Genomic DNA, 17,572 nt, shown 5'->3' with positions numbered 1-17,572 from the left:
CACGGCCATGCTGGCTGCAGCATTTGGCCAAGAGAATCAAAGACTTACATTTTAGCACCTCTGCCAGCACAGTGGGCATTCTGGCAGCGCCGTGCGACTGGCGCGACAGATGGCGGCACAGGCTGGCGGGATTTCAAGAAACTGTCATATCCACCACGCAAGATGCCGGCGGCGCGGCGGCCACGGCCGGACCGCGCCACCCCAACTCACCGAGACCTACATGGACTTCGAGCTTTTCCGCCAGACCTGCCAGCAGTTCCTGCGCACCTCCAGCCAGTTCCTTGGCCTGGCCGCGGCCGCCTGCCAGCCGGCGCTGCCCTTGCCGGCGCTGCCGGCCAGCCAGCCGCAAGGGCAGCGGCCCGCCAGAGCGCGGCTCAGTGCCGCGCCGGGATGAAGCGACAGCGGTTCAGTAATGTCATGACAGATCGTGGCGAGCCTCCTCGCGAACCGGTCATGGCCGGCCCGTCTGACTGATGCATATGGCGGCGGTGCTTGCCCGGCCGGCCGCGAATGACAGGATTACAGGTGCAGGGGCCCGGCCTGGAACAGCCGCGCATCCATTTCGCGCAGGTCCTGCGCCACGGCGATGGGCGTCGAGCACTGGTCGAGCACGTCGCGCTGCAGGTCCACGCCGGGGGCGATCTCGACCAGCGTGAGGCGGGCTTCGCCGTCTGCGCCAGCGCGCATCTCGAACACCGCGCGCTCGGTGATGTACAGCACCGGGATGCCGAGCGACGCCACATAGGGTCCGTTGAAGCTCAGGTGCGACACCTCAGGCACGATCTTCTTCACGCGGCCTTCGCGCACGATCTGCAGGCCGCCGTCGCCGGCGCGGACTTCCAGCCCGCCCGCCGTCAGCGTGCCCATGAACACCACCGCGCGCGCGCTCTGCGTGATGTTGATAAAGCCGCCGACGCCGGCAATCGATGCGCCCTCGCCTTCGCCGAACTTGCTGACATTGACGTTGCCGTGGCCATCCAGCTCGGCCAGGCCGAGGATGGCTAGGTCGATGCCGCCGCCCTCGTAGAAATCGAACTGCGCGGGCTGATCCACCACCGCCTCCGGGTAGGCCGAGGCACCGAAGCTGAGGCCATCCGCGGGCGTGCCGCCGATGGGGCCGGCCTCGACGGTCAGCGTGAAGCCGTCCAGCCCGGCCTGGTGCGCCAGCATGCCGACCGCTGCCGGCATGCCCACGCCCAGGTTGACCACGCGCGGCGCACGGCGCGCCAGTTCCATCACCGCACGGCGCTGCACGATGGTGCGCGCGTCGAGCGGGCCGGCAGCCACCGGTGCCGCTTCCGCTTCGGCCACCGCTGCCTCGCCCTGCCATGGCGTCACGTAGGCCGGGTTGTAGGATTCGGCAAACGTCATCTGGTGGTTGGCGGGGTTGTCGCAGACCACCACGTAGTCGACCAGGATGCCGGGCACGTGGATGGCCTGCAGGATCTCGTGGTGGTCGACCAGGCTTTCCACCTGCGCGATCACGATGCCGCCCGAGTTGTGGGCCGCCTGCGCCATCGCCAGCAGCTCATGGTGGAAGGCTTCGCGATGGGTGCTGAGGTTGCCGCGGGCGTCGGCCGCGGTGCAGCGGATCAGCGCGCAGTGGATCGGGAAGCTCGGGTAGAACAGGTATTCGTCGCCGCGGAAGTCGACCGCATCGACCCAGCATGCCTTGCCCTCGGCAATGGCCTGGCGCGCGCGCTCGTTGACGGCGCCGCCGTGGTAGCGCGCATCCTGCGCGGTGCGCGGGTCGACGAAGGTGTGCAGGCCGATCTTGGTCATCACGCCGGGCTTGCCGCCGGCGATGGCGCGGTATAGGTGCGTCAGCACGCCCTGCGGCAGGTTGTAGCCCTCGCACTGCTCGGCCATGGCCAGCGTGGCCAGCCGCGTGGCCGAGCGCCAGTGGCCGCCGACGATGCTGGCGGTCATGCCGGCATTGCCGAAGTGGTTCACGCCGCGCGCGCCGCGGTCGCCCTGCCCGGCCGAGTACACCAGCGTCAGGTCGCGCGGCAGCCCGCTCTGCAGGAAGCGCTGCTCCAGCGCCTCGGTCACGGCCTCGGCATGGCCGGCGCCGACAAAGCCCGCGCTGGCCACGGTCCAGCCGTCCTGCACCAGTGCCGCCGCTTCGCGTGCGGTGATCACCTTCATTGCTGTCTCCGGTTTCGTTGTGCCGTCCCGCATCGGTGGCGGCACGTTTTTCCGTGAATTTTGTTTTGCGAACATTTGTTCGGAAAACGCTATCATACGGACATGCCGGCCGCTGGCGCAAGTCCGGCGCGGCATGGAGAACCATATGATCTCCCCTCCATTTCCCCGTATTAAGCCGAAATGCCGCAAGCCGAAGCCGCCAAGAAAGACGAACTGCTGGAATCGCTGAGCAAGGGCCTGGCGCTGCTGCGCCTGTTCGCCGGCGGCGCGGAACGCCTGACCATGCAGGACGTCGCCGAGCAGCTCGACGTGACCCGCGCCGCCGCGCGCCGGCTGCTGCTGACCCTGGAGCACAACGGCTACGTGGCGCAGGACGGCCGCCACTTTGCGCTGACGCCGCGGGTGATGGAGCTCGGCTATGCCTACTTTGCCTCGATGAGCCTGCCGCAGGTGGCGCGGCCCTACCTGCAGGGGCTGTGCGAGTCCCTGGGCGAAAGCTGCTCGGTGGGCGTGCTCGATGCGGAATCCGTGGTGCTGGTGGCGCGCGAGGAGCCGCGCCAGCTGCTGCGCGTGGACATGGCGCTGGGACGGCGCATGCCGGCCTATGCGCATTCGCTTGGCCGCGTGCTGCTGGCCGGCCTGGACGATGACGCGCTCGAGGCCTACCTGGCAGGCGCCACGCTGCGCAAGCTGACGCCGTTCACGGTCAGCTCGCGCACGGCGCTGGCGCGCACGCTGCGGCAGGTGCGCACCGACGGCTACTGTGTGCTGGTGAGCGAGCTGGTGGACGGCTACGCCGGGATCTCGGTGCCGTTGCGCGACCAGGCCGGCAAGGCGGTGGCCGGGCTGGGCTTCAGCATGGTGCTGGGCAGCCGCGACCAGGCCCAGCTGGAGACGCGCTTCCTGGGGCCGCTGCGCGAGGCCGCCGCCCGCATCGAAACCATCCTGCAGGCGCGCTGAGGCGCCCGCGGCCCATGTAGAAAAGCCCCGCATGCCGGGGAGGCAGCGGGGCTCAAATGGTAGCGGGGCAATCTGCTCGACCACCCACGCCTTGATCCTGGCGCATCGCGCCACGGCGGACATCCCCCAAATGTGGGCCATTGCCATGCCGCGTTGCCGGCAGGCCGCAAACGCGCCCTGCGAAGCCTGTCAATCATGGCCCTGTCACATTCCTGAAGGAATCCGGGTTTTCGCCGAGCGGGTTTTCGCCAGCTTCCGGCCAGCGTCCGGATGCGGTCTACTGGACTCACATCGACGGCCTGGCACCGCAAACGCCGGATCGCCGCAGCCGATGGTGCCTCAGAACAAGTCCAATGACCGGGAGACAGACCATGGTGACGAAGAAAGAAGACGCTTTCGTACTGAAGAACCTTCTCGCCCTCGCAGCAGTGGAAACCCTGGGTGGCGCGATTGCCCTGGGCATGGTCTTCCACCTGATCTGAACTCGCTTGCTGCGCGCCGGCGCTGCCACGCCGGCGCCCGGCGCGCTTACTCGTCGACAATCACCTCGAAGCCGCCAAAGATCATCCGCTGGCCGTCGAACGGCATCGGATCCATGCCTTCCTTCAGGCGCGGGTCGGCCATCGCCGCCTTCATGCCAGTGTCGCGCTTCTCGCGTGACGGCCACAGGATCCACGAGAACACCACCGCCTCATCCTCCTTGCGCTGCACCGCCATCGTAAAGGACGTGACCTTGCCTTCCGGCACATCGTCACCCCAGCATTCCACCACCTTCAGCGCGCCGTGCTCCTTGAACACCGCGGCTGCCTTCTGCGCCACCTGGCGATAGGTCTCGCGAGTGGCCTGGGGAACGGCCAGTACAAATCCGTCGATATAGGACATGGGCTTCACTCCTGGTCAGATTGAATCGTGCGAATCGGATCAAACGCGCGATGACTACCATAGTCCATCGCCGCGCCCTCAGCGGGTGGTCCGCTGCCCGCGCCGGTCGACCTCGAACACCATGTTTTCCCGGAAGCGCTGCCGTAGCCACTGCTCGGCCCGGCCCTGCGGCCGGCCCGACTTCGCCCAGATCAGGTCGACGCTGACCAGCCAGTCCGTGTACGGATAGGCCGCCAGGTCCAGTTCCACCAGTTCGCCGCGCTCCAGCGCCGCGCGCACCAGTTGCCGCGGCAGTGTGGCCCAGCCCAGCCCGCTTTTCACCATTTCGACCAGCGCCAGGTAGCTTTCGGCGCGCCACACCCGCGCCGCGCGCAGGTATTCGCTGGTGGGCAGCTTGTCGGCATGCGCGCTGAAGGCCAGGCGCCGATAGGCGTGCAGGTCGGCAAACGAGACCTGTTCGCGCCCGGCCAGCGGGTGTCCCGGGTGCACCACATGCACCATGATCAGCTTGCCCAACTGCACGAAGGCCAGTTCCGGCGCGTAGTGCGGCTGCGCGAAGGCGATGCCGAGCTCGGCCTCGCCCTGCAGCACCAGTTCGCTGACATCGCCGTAGACCGGATTGCGAATGGTCAGGTCGACATACGGAAACTCCCGCTCGAATTCGGCCAGCACCGGCATCACCGCGTGGTACGGGATTTCGATCGCCAGCGTCAGCCCGGGCGGGTTGGCATCGGCCAGGCTGGCGGCATGGGCCTGCAGCGACAGGCAACGCTCCAGCACGGCTTCGGCCTCGGTCAGCAGCTTGCGGCCGGCCCCGGTCAGCGCCGGATTGCGGCTGCTGCGGTCGAACAGCGGCACGCCGAGGTCGATCTCCAGGTTGGCCACCGCCGCACTGACCGTGGACTGGGTCTTGCCCAGGCGCCGCGCGGCAGCGGAAAAGGAGCCTGTCTCAACCACCAGTGCGAATACCTGCAACTGGTCCAGCGAAAAACGCATGGCCACCCTCCCGCGACCCATCGACTGGATCGATAGGTATTGATTTGTTGTACCGATGAAGTTGCGGAGATGATGCCGCAACGGCCGAGGGATCACAAATCCCGGCAATCCCGGCCGGCGCTGCCCAATCCGCCCTGCCAGAGGCGGAAGCGGCTTCCATCGAAAAAGGAGACAAGCCCATGAAGACCCCGACACCGGTACACCCGGTCGATGAAATCCTGCCGCTGCGCCAGCTGGCGAGCTTCGGCCTGCAGCACGCCCTGATCCCTTTCCCCAACCGGAGACCCCAAGCATGACCCGAATCACAGACCCGTCCGGCGCTGAACTGTCGCCGCTCGACCTGGAACTGCTGCGCCAGTCGATCGCGCTGTCCGATGCATCCAGGGCTCGCGGCCGCCATCCGTTCGCCGCGCTGGTGGCCGACCAGGCCGGCAACATCATCGCCAGCGCCGGCAACAACTCGATGCCGCCGGAGGGCGACCCGACCCAGCACGCCGAACTGGTCGCCGCCGCGCAGGCCGCGCGTGCGCTGCCGCCGGAGCAACTGGCCGACTGCACCCTCTACACCAGCGCGGAGCCATGCTGCATGTGCGCCGGCGCGATCTACTGGACCGGCATCGGGCGCGTGGTCTATGCGCTGTCAGAACACAAGCTGCTGGGCCTGACCGGCGACCACCCGGAGAACCCCACCCTCTCGCTGCCTTGCCGCGAAGTGTTCGCGCGCGGGCAGCGCCAGGTGGATGTGGTCGGGCCGGTGCTCGAGGACGAAGCCGCGGCACCGCACGCGGGCTTCTGGAAGTAGCCATCCTGCCTGCCGTCCGCCCGACGGTCGGCACCGATAGGCGTTGGACATTCTGTCATCGACACGTCACCCCGCCTTCCTACACTCGCCTGGCTCCGGCTCCCAGCAGCCGCCACACCCACCCAGCCAGGCGAACCCGATGCTCCCCTGCAAACTTCCAAGAACCCTGGCCACGACCCTGATCGCGGCGGCATTGCTCACCGCATGCGGTGGCGATGACGGCGGCGGCAACCTGTCGCCGAGTGCGACTGTCACGCCGAACGCACAACCGGAACAGCCCGGCAAGAAGCCGGACCAGCGGCCCGACCCCGTGATTCGCTGCGCCCCCTGACAACGCAAGTCCCGACGCCATCCGACAAGACCATGGTCTCTCGCCGCAACTTCCTGCAAGCCGCAGCCGGCACCGGCTTCGCCGCCGCCGCACTGGCCGCGTTCCCGCCCAGCATCCGCAAGGCCCTGGCCATCCCGGCCAACAATGCCACCGGCACCATCAAGGATGTCGAGCATGTGGTGATCCTGATGCAGGAGAACCGTTCCTTCGACCACTACTTCGGCACGCTCAAGGGTGTGCGCGGGTTCGGCGACCGCTTCACCATCCCGCTGCCCAATGCGCGCAAGGTATGGCAGCAACAGCGCTCCAACGGCGCCGTGCTGACCCCGTATCACCTGGATGGCACCAACAACAACGCGCAGCGCGCGGCCGGCACGCCGCATGCCTGGGTGGACAGCCAGCAGGCCTGGGACCACGGCCGCATGGCCAGTTGGCCGACGTACAAGACCAATACCTCGATGGGCTACTTCAAGGAGAAGGAGATCCCGTTCCAGTTCGCACTGGCCAATGCGTTTACGCTGTGCGACGCGTACCACTGCTCGATGCATACGGGCACTGACGCGAACCGTTCATTCCACCTGACCGGCACCAACGGCCCGACCGCAGCCAACGTCGCCTTCGTCAACAATGAGTGGGACGCGATCGACGGCCTGCCCGCCTCGGCCAACACCGGCTACACCTGGAAGACCTATGCCGAGCGGCTGGAAGCAGCCGGCATCAGCTGGATCTGCTACCAGAACATGCCGGACGAATGGGGCGACAACATGCTGGGCGCGTTCCAGCAGTTCCGCAAGGCCAACCTGGCCTCGGGCTTTCCGGTATCCAGCGGCGGCGCGCCGGGCGCGCCCTATGCCAACACCGGCCAGCCACTGCCGTACCACGCCTACGATGCGGCCACCGACAATGCCGCCAATCCGCTGTACAAGGGCGTGGCCAACACCCTGCCCGGCACCAGACCCGAGGAATACCTCGACGCCTTCCGCCGCGACATCAAGGAAGGCAGGCTGCCGCAGGTATCGTGGATCAATGCGCCGTCGATCTACTGCGAGCATCCCGGCCCGTCCAGCCCGGTTCAGGGCGCGTGGTTCCTGCAGGAAGTGCTGGACGCGCTGACCGCCGTGCCCGAGGTCTGGAGCAAGACCGTGCTGCTGGTCAACTTCGACGAGAACGACGGCTACTTCGACCACGTCCCCTCCCCCTCGGCGCCGTCGGTGAACCCCGACAAGACGCTGGCCGGCAAGGCGACGCTGAGCGATGCCGAGATGCAGGCCGAATACTTCAACCATCCGCCGCCACCGGGCAGCCGGACCCAGCCCGCTGCTGACGGCCGCGTCTACGGTCCCGGGCCGCGCGTGCCGCTTTACGCGATCTCGCCGTGGAGCCGCGGCGGCTGGATCAATTCCCAGGTGTTCGACCACACCTCCGTGCTGCGCTTCCTGGAAGCGCGGTTCGGCGTGGCCGAACCCAACATCAGCCCGTTCCGCCGTGCCGTCTGCGGCGACCTGACCAGCGCGTTCAACTTCAAGACGCCCAACTCGGAAGCCCTGCCCACGCTGAGTGGCCGCACCACGCGCAGCAGCGCCGACCAGCTGCGCCAGGCCCAGCAGGCACTGCCCGCGGTGCCGCTGCCGGTCGACATGCAATTGCCGCTGCAAGCCACCGGCACCCGCCCGTCACGCGCGCTGCCGTACGAGCTGCACACCAGCGCGCGCTGCAGCGCCGTGGGGCAGGTCGAACTGGTATTCGCCAACACCGGCACGCAAGCCGCGGTGTTCCACGTCTACGACCGCCACCAGCTGGGCCGCATTCCGCGCCGCTATGTCGTGGAAGCCCGCAAGTCCCTGAGCGACACCTGGAACGTGTTCCAGGACAACGCCGGGCAATACGACCTGTGGGTACTGGGCCCCAACGGCTTCCACCGCCATTTCCGCGGCGATACCAACCGCATCGGCGACACCGGCATCGCACCGGAGATCCGCGTCTGCTACGACATTGCCAATGGCGACGTCTATGTCGACCTGATCAACGCCGGCCGCAAGGCCTGCCACTTCAGCATCCAGGCGCTCGCGTACCGAACCGATGGCCCGTGGCCGGTCACTGTCGGCGCCAATGACAGCAAGTCCGTGCATTGGTCGCTGGAGGAAAGCGGGCAGTGGTATGACTTCGCGGTGACGTGCGACAGCGACCCGGCGTTCTATCGCCGCTTTGCGGGGCGGGTGGAGAACGGCAGGCATACGGTTAGCGATCCGGCGATGGGGATGGTGACGGCGCAGGATTGAGCAGTAGTTCGAGGCAAAAAAAAGGACTGCAGGTATCAACCTGCAGTCCTTTTTCACATTGGTGGGCCTCCCGTGAGTCGAACACGGCACCAACGGATTATGAGTCCGCTGCTCTAACCAGGCATGAGCTAGAGGCCCTTGGAAGCGTTTAGTTGCCTTCCAGGAAGCTCTTCAGCTTGTCCGAGCGGCTCGGGTGGCGCAGCTTGCGCAGTGCCTTGGCCTCGATCTGGCGGATCCGTTCACGCGTGACGTCGAACTGCTTGCCGACCTCTTCCAGCGTGTGGTCGGTGCTCATTTCGATGCCGAAGCGCATGCGCAGCACCTTGGCTTCGCGCGGCGTGAGCGAGTCCAGCACGTCCTTGACGACGTCGCGCATGGAGCCGTGCAGCGCGGCTTCGGCCGGGGCCAGCGTGTTGGTGTCCTCGATGAAGTCGCCCAGATGGGAGTCGTCGTCGTCACCGATCGGCGTTTCCATGGAGATCGGCTCTTTGGCGATCTTCATGATCTTGCGGATCTTGTCTTCCGGCATCTCCATCTTCTCGGCCAGCGTTGCCGGATCCGGCTCGTTGCCGGTTTCCTGCAGGATCTGGCGCGAGATGCGGTTCATCTTGTTGATGGTCTCGATCATGTGCACCGGGATACGGATGGTGCGCGCCTGGTCGGCGATCGAGCGCGTGATGGCCTGGCGGATCCACCACGTGGCGTAGGTCGAGAACTTGTAGCCGCGGCGGTATTCGAACTTGTCCACCGCCTTCATCAGGCCGATGTTGCCTTCCTGGATCAGGTCGAGGAACTGCAGGCCGCGGTTCGTGTACTTCTTGGCGATCGAAATCACCAGACGCAGGTTGGCCTCGGTCATCTCGCGCTTGGCTTCGCGGGCACGACGCTCGCCCTCGGCCATCTTGCGGTTGACGCCCTTCAGTTCCTTCAGCGGCAGCACCACGCGCGACTGCAGGTCGATCAGCTTCTGCTGCAGCTCATGCACGGCCGGCACGTTGCGCTCGACGATGGTGCTGTAGCCCTTGCCGTCGGCGACGATGGTGTGGACCCACTCGAGGTTGGTCTCGTTGCCCGGGAAGCGGGCGACGAATTCCGAGCGCGGCATGCCGCACTTGTCGACCACGATGTTCAGGATCGAGCGTTCGAGCTTGCGCACTTCGTCGACCTGGCCGCGCAGCGTGTCGCACAGGCGCTCGACATTGCGGGCGGTGAAGCGGATGCCCATCAGCTCGGCCTGGATGGCTTCCTGCGCCTTGACGTAGGGCTTGGAGTTGTAGCCTTCCTTTTCGAACGCGCGGCGCATCTTGTCGAACTGCTCGGCGATCACGCGGAATTTCTCCAGCGCGTTCTGCTTCAGTTCTTCCAGCTGGCGCGCGGAGGCACCGGCGCCGGCGCCGCCTTCGTCGTCATCGTCCTCGTCGCCTTCCTCTTCGTCGTCGGACTCGATATCCTCGTCGTCGGCCGCTGCAGCCGGGGCTGCGGGCGCTTCCGGGGCTTCGTCGGCGTTCGGGTCGATCAGGCCGTCGACGAATTCGTCGATCTTGATCTCGTCGTTGGCCACGCGCTCGGCATGGGCCAGGATCTCGGAGATGGTGACCGGGCAAGCCGAAATCGCCATCACCATGTCCTTCAGGCCGGCCTCGATGCGCTTGGCGATCTCGATTTCGCCTTCGCGCGTGAGCAGCTCGACCGTGCCCATTTCGCGCATGTACATGCGCACCGGGTCGGTGGTGCGGCCGAACTCGGAGTCCACCGTGGACAGGGCCGCTTCGGCCTCTTCCTCGGCTTCTTCCTCGCTGGTGGCGGACGGGGCGTTGTCGTTGAGCAGCAGCGTCTCGGCATCCGGCGCCTGTTCGTAGACAGCGATGCCGATGTCGTTCAGCGTGGCGACCAGCGTGTCGATCGTTTCCGAATCGACCATGTCGTCCGGCAGGTGATCGTTGATTTCCGCGTAGGTCAGGTAGCCGCGCGACTTGCCCAGCTTGATCAGCGCCTTGAGTTTCTGGCGACGCAGCTCAAGCTCTTCCTCGGTACCCTGCTGGGTCGAGGCGAACTCCTTGAGCAGGGCCTTTTCCTTGGCCTTGCGGTCCTTGGCTTTCTGCTTTTCGGTCTTCGGCGCCGCGGCCGGGGTTGCCGCCGGGCGCGCATCGTTCTCGTAAAACTCTTCAGTCACGTCGTCTGTTGTGCTGTCGTCGTGCTGCATCTCGGCCTTGGGCTTGCGGCCACGCTTTTTCGGCTCCGGCTTGATTGCCGGCGCAGCGGGACGCTCGGATGCAACGGATGCAGGTGTCGCGGCACGCGCCTTGGTTGCCGTAGTGGTGGTGCCAGCCTTGGCTTCCCCACTCTTGGCGCCGGCGGCTGCCGCTCGCTTGCTCTCGACTTCGGTATTCTGCTGTTTCGCCACGGTGATACTCTTGCCTTTCACTGGTGCAGATGCGGCGACCTTGCCGCTCGTACTGGCGCTCTTGCCGCTCTCGCGTGCCGAAGTCGAGGCCTTTGTCTTTTCGGATGTGCGAGTCCTGGCGGGAGTCGTCACGGCGGGCGCTTGCGCGCTACGCACGGACTTTGATGGCGCAGACCGGGCTGGTGTCTTGACTGACGCGGTCGATGTCTTCGCCGCCGTTGTTTTCACAGACGCCTTGCCGCTCCCTGATTGGGGAGCTTTAGAGGTAACCCTTTCGGTTGCTTTGGCCTTTGCCATTGGCACGCTCACTTTCACCAGAACTGGAGAGAAAGATTTCGCAATCCAAACCGGCTATTGTAGCACGCCACGCATAGCCGGCTCCCTATCAGGTGAGGTTTTCACCTGAAAAATCAAGGCTTAAGCTCGGCGGGGCCGGGCCCAGTCCCTTATCCAACGCTTACTGCCACCTCCTGGTTGATGACCAGGGCGCACACAGACACCTCAGCCAAGTTGGCGCCGCCGGTGGATTTCGCCCACCAGCCAGCGCATGCGCTGCTTGGCCGCTTCATCGGCCGTGCCGGCCACTACCTCCGCCTGCAGGCCGTCGAGCTCGCGCCGCAGCGGCTCGGCCAGCAGCTTGGTAATGGCCGCATCGAAATCCTGTATTGCGGGTGCCTCTTCGATCTCTTCTCGCAGCACCGCGGCACGCGCCACGGCATACACCTCGGCATAGGGCGACTGGGCCAGGTGTTCGCTGAAGGCCGCAAAATTGACCTCGCCCTGCACGCTGTCGCACGCCTCCACCAGGTGCGCCAGCACTTCACTGTCGCTGCTCTCGCCGCCCAGCAGCAGCGCGCGCGCATCCTCGTCCAGCCTCGCCGACAGTGCCGGATAGCACATCAGCAGCTGGATCACCCGCTGCTCCAGCCCGGTCGGGGCCTGGCGGCGCGTGCGCGGGCGCGGCTGGGCGAAGCGGCCGACGCGGGCCGGGTCGCTGCGCAGGCCGCAGATGGCTTCGATCTCCGCGGGTGTCGTTCCCGTGGCATCGGCAAGTTCGCGCACAATCTGTAGCCTCAGGCCGCCGGCGGGCATGGCCTGCAGCAGCGGCTTGGCCTCGTACTGGGCCCGGGCGCGGCCCTCGGGCTGGCGCAGGTCCAGGTCTTCGGTGACCGACTGCAGCAGGAAGCGCGACAGCGGCATGGCGTTGCGCACCTGGGTGGCAAAGGCCTCGGTGCCCTCTTCGCGCACATAGCTGTCCGGATCGTGCTCGGCCGGCAGGAACAGGAAGCGGATGGTCTTGTTGTCCGCCACATGCGGCAGGCAGGCTTCCAGCGCGCGCCGGGCCGCGCGGCGCCCGGCAGAGTCGCCGTCGAACGAGAACACCACGGCGTCGGTCTGGCGCAGCAGCTTCTGCACGTGCACAGGGGTGCACGCCGTGCCCAGGGTGGCAACGGCATTGGCAAAACCGAGCTGGGCCAGCGCCACGACGTCCATATACCCTTCGACCACCAGCACGTAGCCGGTTTCCCGGATTGCGTGACGGGCCTCGAACAGCCCGTACAGCTCCGTGCCCTTGCTGAACAGCGGAGTCTCGGGCGAGTTCAGGTACTTGGGCTCGCCCTGCCCCATCACGCGCCCGCCGAAGCCGATCACGGCCCCCTTGGTGTTGCGGATAGGGAACATGATGCGGTCGCGGAAGCGGTCGTAGCGGCGCGGCTTGCCGTCCGCATCGCGCTTGTCGCTTTCGATCAGCAGGCCGCACTCGACCAGCGGCGCCGACACGTTGTCATCACGATAGCTGCCGAATACGGCCTCCAGGCCCTGCCAGTCATCGGGCGCGTAGCCCAGGCCAAAGTTCGCGGCGATCTCGCCGGTCAGGCCACGGCCCTTCAGGTACTGGATCGCCTGCGGCGCGCTTCGCAGCTGGCGGCGGTAGAAATCGGTGGCGCGGGTCATGGCGTCGGACAGCGCCACCGAACGGGCCTGCTGCTCCGCGCGCTGCCCGGGCGGCAGCCGGTCGCGCTCTTCCGGCACGCTCATGCCGACCGACTGGGCCAGCTCGCGCACCGCTTCCGGGTAGGACTGGCCGGAAAACTCCATCAGGAAGCCGATGGCCGAGCCGTGGGCGCCACATCCGAAGCAGTGGTAGAACTGCTTGGTCGGCGACACCGTGAATGACGGCGATTTCTCGTTATGGAAGGGGCACAGCCCCATGAAATTGGCGCCGCCCTTCTTCAGCTGCACATACTTGCCCACCACATCGACAATGTCGACACGGTTGAGCAGGTCCTGAATAAAGGATTGCGGAATCACCCGACTGACCGTCCTGAGGCATGGCCGTCCCGCGGCGGGCGGCTTCTTTTAGGAATGCGTGACCGGTGCGGCGCCCGGCTGCTATCGGAATATTGTAGTGCAGCGTGATAGGGCCGCCCGGACTACGTGACATCTCCGTGCAACTGCACCGAACCACGCAGATCCGGTGCTTATCTTGCCAGCAACCGATTAAATCAGTATTTACTTTGCTGCAAGTGCCGCCTTGACCAGGGCCGATACGGCGGTCATGTCGGCACGGCCGGCCAGCTTGCCCTTGAGCACGCCCATGACCTTGCCCATGTCCTGCGGACCGGCGGCACCAGTGGCGGCAACGGCCTGCTGGACCTCGGCGGCGACTTCCTCGTCCGACAGCGCGGCGGGCATGTAGGCCTGCAGCACTTCGACTTCCGCCGACTCCTTGTCTGCCAGGTCATTGCGGCCCGCCTGCCGGAACTGCGAGATCGAATCCTTGCGCTGCTTGATCAGCTTCTCGACCACGGCCAGCACGGCGGTATCGTCCAGTTCCACGCGCTCATCGACCTCGCGCTGCTTGATGGCGGCCAGCAGCAGGCGGATGGTGCCGAGGCGCTCCGTTTCGCGCGCGCGCATGGCGGTCTTCATGTCTTCGCTGATACGGGCTTTGAGGGACATCGTGATCTTCCAGAAAGTGGGTGGACACTCACAGGTGGCGGCGGTGACCGCCCGCTGCAAGGCCCAGAATGCAAAAACCCGCCGAAGCGTAGGCCACAGCGGGTCGGATACAAGCGGGAGCGCCGGGGTCAGTACAGTTTCTTCGGCAGCATCTGGCTGCGGATGCGCTTGTAATGGCGCTTTTCGGCGGCTGCCTTCCTGCGCTTGCGCGCGGCGGTGGGCTTTTCGTAAAACTCGCGTGCCCGCAATTCCGGGAGCAGCCCGTTCTTCTCGATGGTGCGCTTGAAACGGCGCATGGCAACTTCAAAAGGCTCGTTTTCCTTGAGACGGATCGTGGTCATTTGGCCAGAAAATGAGAATTTTCGGGATAAGCGGCTCTACGAAGTTCTGGATTGTAGCACCAACAATCGAACGCGGAAGTGGCGTGCAACGGACACTTGCCGAGTGCCGCCCACCGCCCTTCCAGCTCTCGCCAGTCTACCCTTGGGCTACCGATTGCCCTGCCGAAGCGGTGCGCGATGCCTCAGCCGCGGCCTGCCCCGCCGCCACCGCGGACGCCCACGCCCACTGGAAGTTGTAGCCGCCCAGCCAGCCGGTCACGTCCACCACCTCGCCGATGAAATACAGGCCCGGCACCTCGCGCGCCATCATGGTGGTTGACGACAGCGCCCGCGTGTCGACCCCGCCAAGCGTGACCTCGGCCTTGCGGTAGCCCTCGGTGCCCGACGGCACGATGCGCCAGCCGTTGAGCGTGGCGCCAAGCTTGCGCAGGGCCTTGTCGGTCACATCATGCAGCGGCATGGCGGCATCCACGCCCGAGGCCGCGCACCAGGCATCGGCCAGCCGCGCCGGCAATCGTTGCGCCAGCAGGTTGCCCAGGTGCTTGCGGCTGCCGGCCTTCTGCTCGAGCAGCCAGGCGGCGGCATCCTCGCCATCAAAGAGGTCGATGGCGATCGGCGTGCCGGGACGCCAGTAGCTGGAAATCTGCAGCACGGCGGGTCCGGACAGGCCGCGATGGGTCCACAGCAGGTCTTCGCGGAAGGCTCCGGCCGCCTTGCCGTTGCCGGTGGCGATATCCACTTCCAGCGACACGCCGGCCAGCGGCGCGAACGGCACCCAGTCCTTGCCATCGAAGGTCAGCGGCACCAGCGCCGGCCGGGTTTCGACGATGCCCAGCCCGAACTGCCGGGCGATGCGATAGCCAAAGTCGGTGGCACCGATCTTGGGGATCGACAGGCCGCCGGTGGCCACCACCAGCGCCCCGGCCCGCACCGTGCCGGTAGCGGTGAGCAGCAGGAAGTCGTCGCCCTCGCGCCGGACCTCGGCCACGCTGCAGCCGGTGTGCCAGCGCACATGGCCGGTGTCGCATTCGGCGCGCAGCATGGCGATCACGTCTTCGGCGCTGTCGTTGCAGAACAGCTGGCCACGATGTTTCTCGTGCCAGTCGATGCCGTAGCGGCGCATCAGGCCAAGGAAATCCTGCGGCGTGTAGCGCGCCAGCGCCGAGCGGCAGAAGTGCGGATTGGACGACAGGTAGTTGGCGGGCCCGGCCTGCAGGTTGGTGAAATTGCAGCGCCCGCCGCCCGAGATGCGGATCTTCTCGGCAAGCTTGGTGGCATGGTCGATCAGCACCACGCGCGCGCCGTTCTGGCCGGCCACGGCGGCACACATCATGCCGGCCGCGCCCGCACCCAGCACGGCCACGTCATACCGGCCCGTCCGGGCCGATGTTGCCCCGCTCATTGCACGCCTCGCGCATCCATGTGTATTGCCACCGCCAGAGAAAGGGCAGATTGTAGCGAAAAGCACGCCGCGCGCTGCTGTGCTACCCTGCGCGCTTCCTGCAACCTGTTGTTTCGACAGCCGTTTCCCTGACAGGAGGCGGCCCTATGCGCTCCCCATGCTTGTCCTCGGCATCGAATCCTCCTGCGACGAAACCGGCCTCGCCCTCTATGACACCGGCGCCGGCCTGCTCGCGCACGCGCTGCACTCGCAGATCGCCATGCACCGCGACTACGGCGGCGTGGTGCCGGAACTGGCGTCGCGCGACCATATCCGCCGCGTGCTGCCGCTGCTGGAGCAGGTGCTGGCCGATGCCGGCCGTACCCGCCAGGACATCGACGCCATCGCCTTCACCCAGGGCCCCGGGCTGGCCGGCGCACTGCTGGTGGGCGCCTCGGTGGCCAATGCACTGGGCTTTGCGCTGAACGTGCCGATGGTGGGCGTGCACCACCTGGAAGGCCACCTGCTGTCGCCGCTGCTGACGCGCGAGCCGCCGCCCTTCCCGTTCGTGGCGCTGCTGGTGTCGGGCGGGCATACGCAGTTGATGGAAGTGCGCGGCATCGGCGACTACACGCTGCTGGGCGAAACCCTGGACGACGCCGCCGGCGAAGCCTTCGACAAGACCGCCAAGCTGCTGGGCCTGGGCTATCCGGGCGGCCCCGAAGTGTCGCGGCTGGCCGAATTCGGTATCCCCGGCGCCTTTGCGCTGCCGCGGCCGATGCTGCATTCGGGCAACCTGGATTTCTCCTTCGCCGGACTGAAGACCGCGGTACTGACGCAAACACGCAAGCTCGCCAACACCTGCGAGCAGGATCGCGCCAACCTGGCGCGCGCCTTTGTCGATGCCATTGTCGACGTGCTGGCCGCCAAGTCGATGGCAGCGCTCAAGCAGACCGGCCACAAGCGGCTGGTGGTGGCGGGAGGCGTGGGTGCCAACCGCCAGTTGCGCGAGCGGCTGGACCAGATGGGCAAGCAGCGCAAGATCGACGTGTATTACCCGGATTTGGCGTTCTGCACCGACAACGGCGCGATGATCGCGTTTGCCGGCGCCATGCGGCTGCAGGCAGCGCCCGAACTGGCGCGGCACGAGTATGGCTACGGCGTGACGCCGCGCTGGGACCTGGCGGATATCCGCCTGCCTTCGGCGGCCTGAACCGGACCAAAAAATAGCCACCGCATGCGGTGGCTATTTCTATTGCAGCGACAACGCGGTCAGTCGACCCGCTTGTCCCGCTCGATCACCGCATACGCGCTGTGGTTGTGGATCGACTCAAAGTTCTCCGCCTCCAGCACATAGGCCACGATGCGATCATCCGCATTCAGGCGCATGGCGATATCGCGCACCAGGTCCTCGACGAACTTGGGGTTCTCATAGGCGCGCTCGGTGACGAACTTCTCGTCGGGGCGCTTGAGCAGGCCCCACAGCTCGCACGAGGCCTCTTCCTCGGCCATGCGCACCAGCGCTTCCACCGGCAGCTCGCCGGCCAGTTCCACGTTCATGGTGATATGCGAACGCTGGTTGTGCGCGCCGTACTGCGAGATCTTCTTCGAGCACGGGCACAGGCTGGTCACCGGCACCAGCGCCTTCAGGAACACGCGCGCGGCGCCGTCGCGCACTTCGCCGGTCAGCGTGACCTCGTAGTCCAGCAGCGACTCCACGCCCGACACAGGCGCGGTCTTGCTGATGAAGTACGGGAAGGTGACCTCGATGCGGCCGGCCTCGGCTTCCAGCTTTTCCAGCATCTTGTCCAGCATCAGCCGGAAGCTGGACAGCTCCAGCGGTGCGCGCTCTTCTTCCAGCAGCGCGACGAAGCGCGACATATGCGTGCCCTTCTGGTCCGCCGGCAGGTGCACGTCGAGATTGAAGGTGCCCACGCTCGGCATGATGCCGGCCGGGGTCTTCAGGGTCACGGGGTAACGCACGCCTTTGACACCGACACGCTGGATGGGGATCTGGCGGGTGTCGGGGCTCGACTGGACGTCGGGCATGACGAAGGCGGGATTGATGTCATTCATCTACGGTT

16 protein-coding genes and 1 tRNA gene are annotated in these 17,572 nt (G+C 66.4%); 7 read left to right on the top strand and 10 right to left on the bottom strand.

The features are described 5' to 3' along the window. Nucleotides 1-220 precede the first annotated feature (220 nt). Complete coding sequence (locus tag AC3WQZ_RS06120) at nt 221-394, top strand: hypothetical protein (protein WP_492300167.1); 174 nt, start codon at nt 221-223, stop codon at nt 392-394. 125 nt (nt 395-519) lie between these two features. Here the strand turns inward: AC3WQZ_RS06120 and AC3WQZ_RS06115 are convergent, their stop codons facing one another. Beyond that, complete coding sequence (locus AC3WQZ_RS06115) at nt 520-2,148, bottom strand: acyl CoA:acetate/3-ketoacid CoA transferase (protein ID WP_010813625.1); 1,629 nt, start codon at nt 2,146-2,148, stop codon at nt 520-522. Nucleotides 2,149-2,328: 180 nt separating this feature from the next. Here AC3WQZ_RS06115 and AC3WQZ_RS06110 point away from each other — a divergent pair, with 180 nt between their 5' ends. Next, the gene (locus AC3WQZ_RS06110; protein ID WP_454751402.1) at nt 2,329-3,108 is read left to right on the top strand and encodes an IclR family transcriptional regulator domain-containing protein; all 780 of its coding nucleotides are present in this window, start codon (nt 2,329-2,331) and stop codon (nt 3,106-3,108) included. A 528-nt stretch (nt 3,109-3,636) separates the two neighbouring features. Here the strand turns inward: AC3WQZ_RS06110 and AC3WQZ_RS06105 are convergent. Together AC3WQZ_RS06105 and AC3WQZ_RS06100 are read right to left on the bottom strand one after the other, a co-directional pair. Beyond that, the gene (locus AC3WQZ_RS06105; protein ID WP_010813628.1) at nt 3,637-3,990 is read right to left on the bottom strand and encodes a DUF1428 domain-containing protein; all 354 of its coding nucleotides are present in this window, start codon (nt 3,988-3,990) and stop codon (nt 3,637-3,639) included. Nucleotides 3,991-4,068: 78 nt separating this feature from the next. Then, on the bottom strand, nt 4,069-4,986 hold the full coding sequence (locus AC3WQZ_RS06100) for a LysR family transcriptional regulator (RefSeq protein ID WP_439670825.1): 918 nt from the start codon (nt 4,984-4,986) through the stop codon (nt 4,069-4,071). 292 nt (nt 4,987-5,278) lie between these two features. On the opposite strand from AC3WQZ_RS06100, the gene AC3WQZ_RS06095 reads away from it, so the two are divergent. The 3 genes from AC3WQZ_RS06095 to AC3WQZ_RS06085 all read left to right on the top strand — a co-directional run bounded on the left by AC3WQZ_RS06095 (nt 5,279) and on the right by AC3WQZ_RS06085 (nt 8,398). Further along, entirely contained in the window at nt 5,279-5,788 is a 510-nt protein-coding gene (locus AC3WQZ_RS06095; protein ID WP_011615797.1) for a nucleoside deaminase, read from the top strand. A gap of 139 nt (nt 5,789-5,927) precedes the next feature. Then, a complete protein-coding gene (locus tag AC3WQZ_RS06090; RefSeq protein ID WP_492300166.1) occupies nt 5,928-6,119 on the top strand; it encodes a hypothetical protein in 192 nt (63 codons plus the stop codon). A 32-nt stretch (nt 6,120-6,151) separates the two neighbouring features. After that, nucleotides 6,152-8,398 (top strand): phosphocholine-specific phospholipase C, encoded by a 2,247-nt coding sequence (locus AC3WQZ_RS06085; protein WP_492300165.1) that lies wholly within the window; start codon nt 6,152-6,154, stop codon nt 8,396-8,398. 59 nt (nt 8,399-8,457) lie between these two features. On the opposite strand, the gene AC3WQZ_RS06080 is transcribed toward AC3WQZ_RS06085, so the two are convergent. Further along, nucleotides 8,458-8,536 (bottom strand) — tRNA-Ile (locus AC3WQZ_RS06080). 10 nt (nt 8,537-8,546) lie between these two features. Further along, on the bottom strand, nt 8,547-10,823 hold the full coding sequence (rpoD, locus tag AC3WQZ_RS06075; RefSeq protein ID WP_037023603.1) for an RNA polymerase sigma factor RpoD: 2,277 nt from the start codon (nt 10,821-10,823) through the stop codon (nt 8,547-8,549). On the opposite strand from rpoD, the gene AC3WQZ_RS06070 reads away from it, so the two are divergent. After that, nucleotides 10,813-11,208: a hypothetical protein gene (locus AC3WQZ_RS06070; RefSeq protein ID WP_231881360.1), complete on the top strand. Its 396-nt coding sequence runs from the start codon at nt 10,813-10,815 to the stop codon at nt 11,206-11,208. The two genes, rpoD and AC3WQZ_RS06070, sit on opposite strands and share 11 nt — an antisense overlap. Before the next feature lie 95 nt (nt 11,209-11,303). Here AC3WQZ_RS06070 and dnaG read toward each other — a convergent pair whose 3' ends face one another. The 4 genes from dnaG to AC3WQZ_RS06050 all read right to left on the bottom strand — a co-directional run bounded on the left by dnaG (nt 11,304) and on the right by AC3WQZ_RS06050 (nt 15,509). Beyond that, nucleotides 11,304-13,115 (bottom strand): DNA primase, encoded by a 1,812-nt coding sequence (dnaG, locus tag AC3WQZ_RS06065; RefSeq protein WP_011615801.1) that lies wholly within the window; start codon nt 13,113-13,115, stop codon nt 11,304-11,306. 201 nt (nt 13,116-13,316) lie between these two features. Beyond that, a complete protein-coding gene (locus AC3WQZ_RS06060; protein ID WP_010813636.1) occupies nt 13,317-13,766 on the bottom strand; it encodes a GatB/YqeY domain-containing protein in 450 nt (149 codons plus the stop codon). A 128-nt stretch (nt 13,767-13,894) separates the two neighbouring features. Further along, entirely contained in the window at nt 13,895-14,107 is a 213-nt protein-coding gene (gene rpsU / locus AC3WQZ_RS06055; protein WP_010813637.1) for a 30S ribosomal protein S21, read from the bottom strand. A gap of 136 nt (nt 14,108-14,243) precedes the next feature. Then, entirely contained in the window at nt 14,244-15,509 is a 1,266-nt protein-coding gene (locus AC3WQZ_RS06050) for a BaiN/RdsA family NAD(P)/FAD-dependent oxidoreductase (RefSeq protein ID WP_010813638.1), read from the bottom strand. A gap of 157 nt (nt 15,510-15,666) precedes the next feature. Between AC3WQZ_RS06050 and tsaD the strand changes: the two genes are divergently transcribed. Next, a complete protein-coding gene (gene tsaD, locus AC3WQZ_RS06045; protein WP_010813639.1) occupies nt 15,667-16,701 on the top strand; it encodes a tRNA (adenosine(37)-N6)-threonylcarbamoyltransferase complex transferase subunit TsaD in 1,035 nt (344 codons plus the stop codon). Between the two features lie 59 nt (nt 16,702-16,760). On the opposite strand, the gene folE2 is transcribed toward tsaD, so the two are convergent. Then, nucleotides 16,761-17,564: a GTP cyclohydrolase FolE2 gene (gene folE2 / locus AC3WQZ_RS06040; RefSeq protein WP_010813640.1), complete on the bottom strand. Its 804-nt coding sequence runs from the start codon at nt 17,562-17,564 to the stop codon at nt 16,761-16,763. Nucleotides 17,565-17,572: the final 8 nt, after the last annotated feature.

The sequence above is a fragment of the Cupriavidus sp. FW305-26 genome (assembly GCF_058787975.1).
Note: the sequence above shows the minus strand (reverse complement) of the source record. Positions and strands in the feature narration are given on the sequence as shown.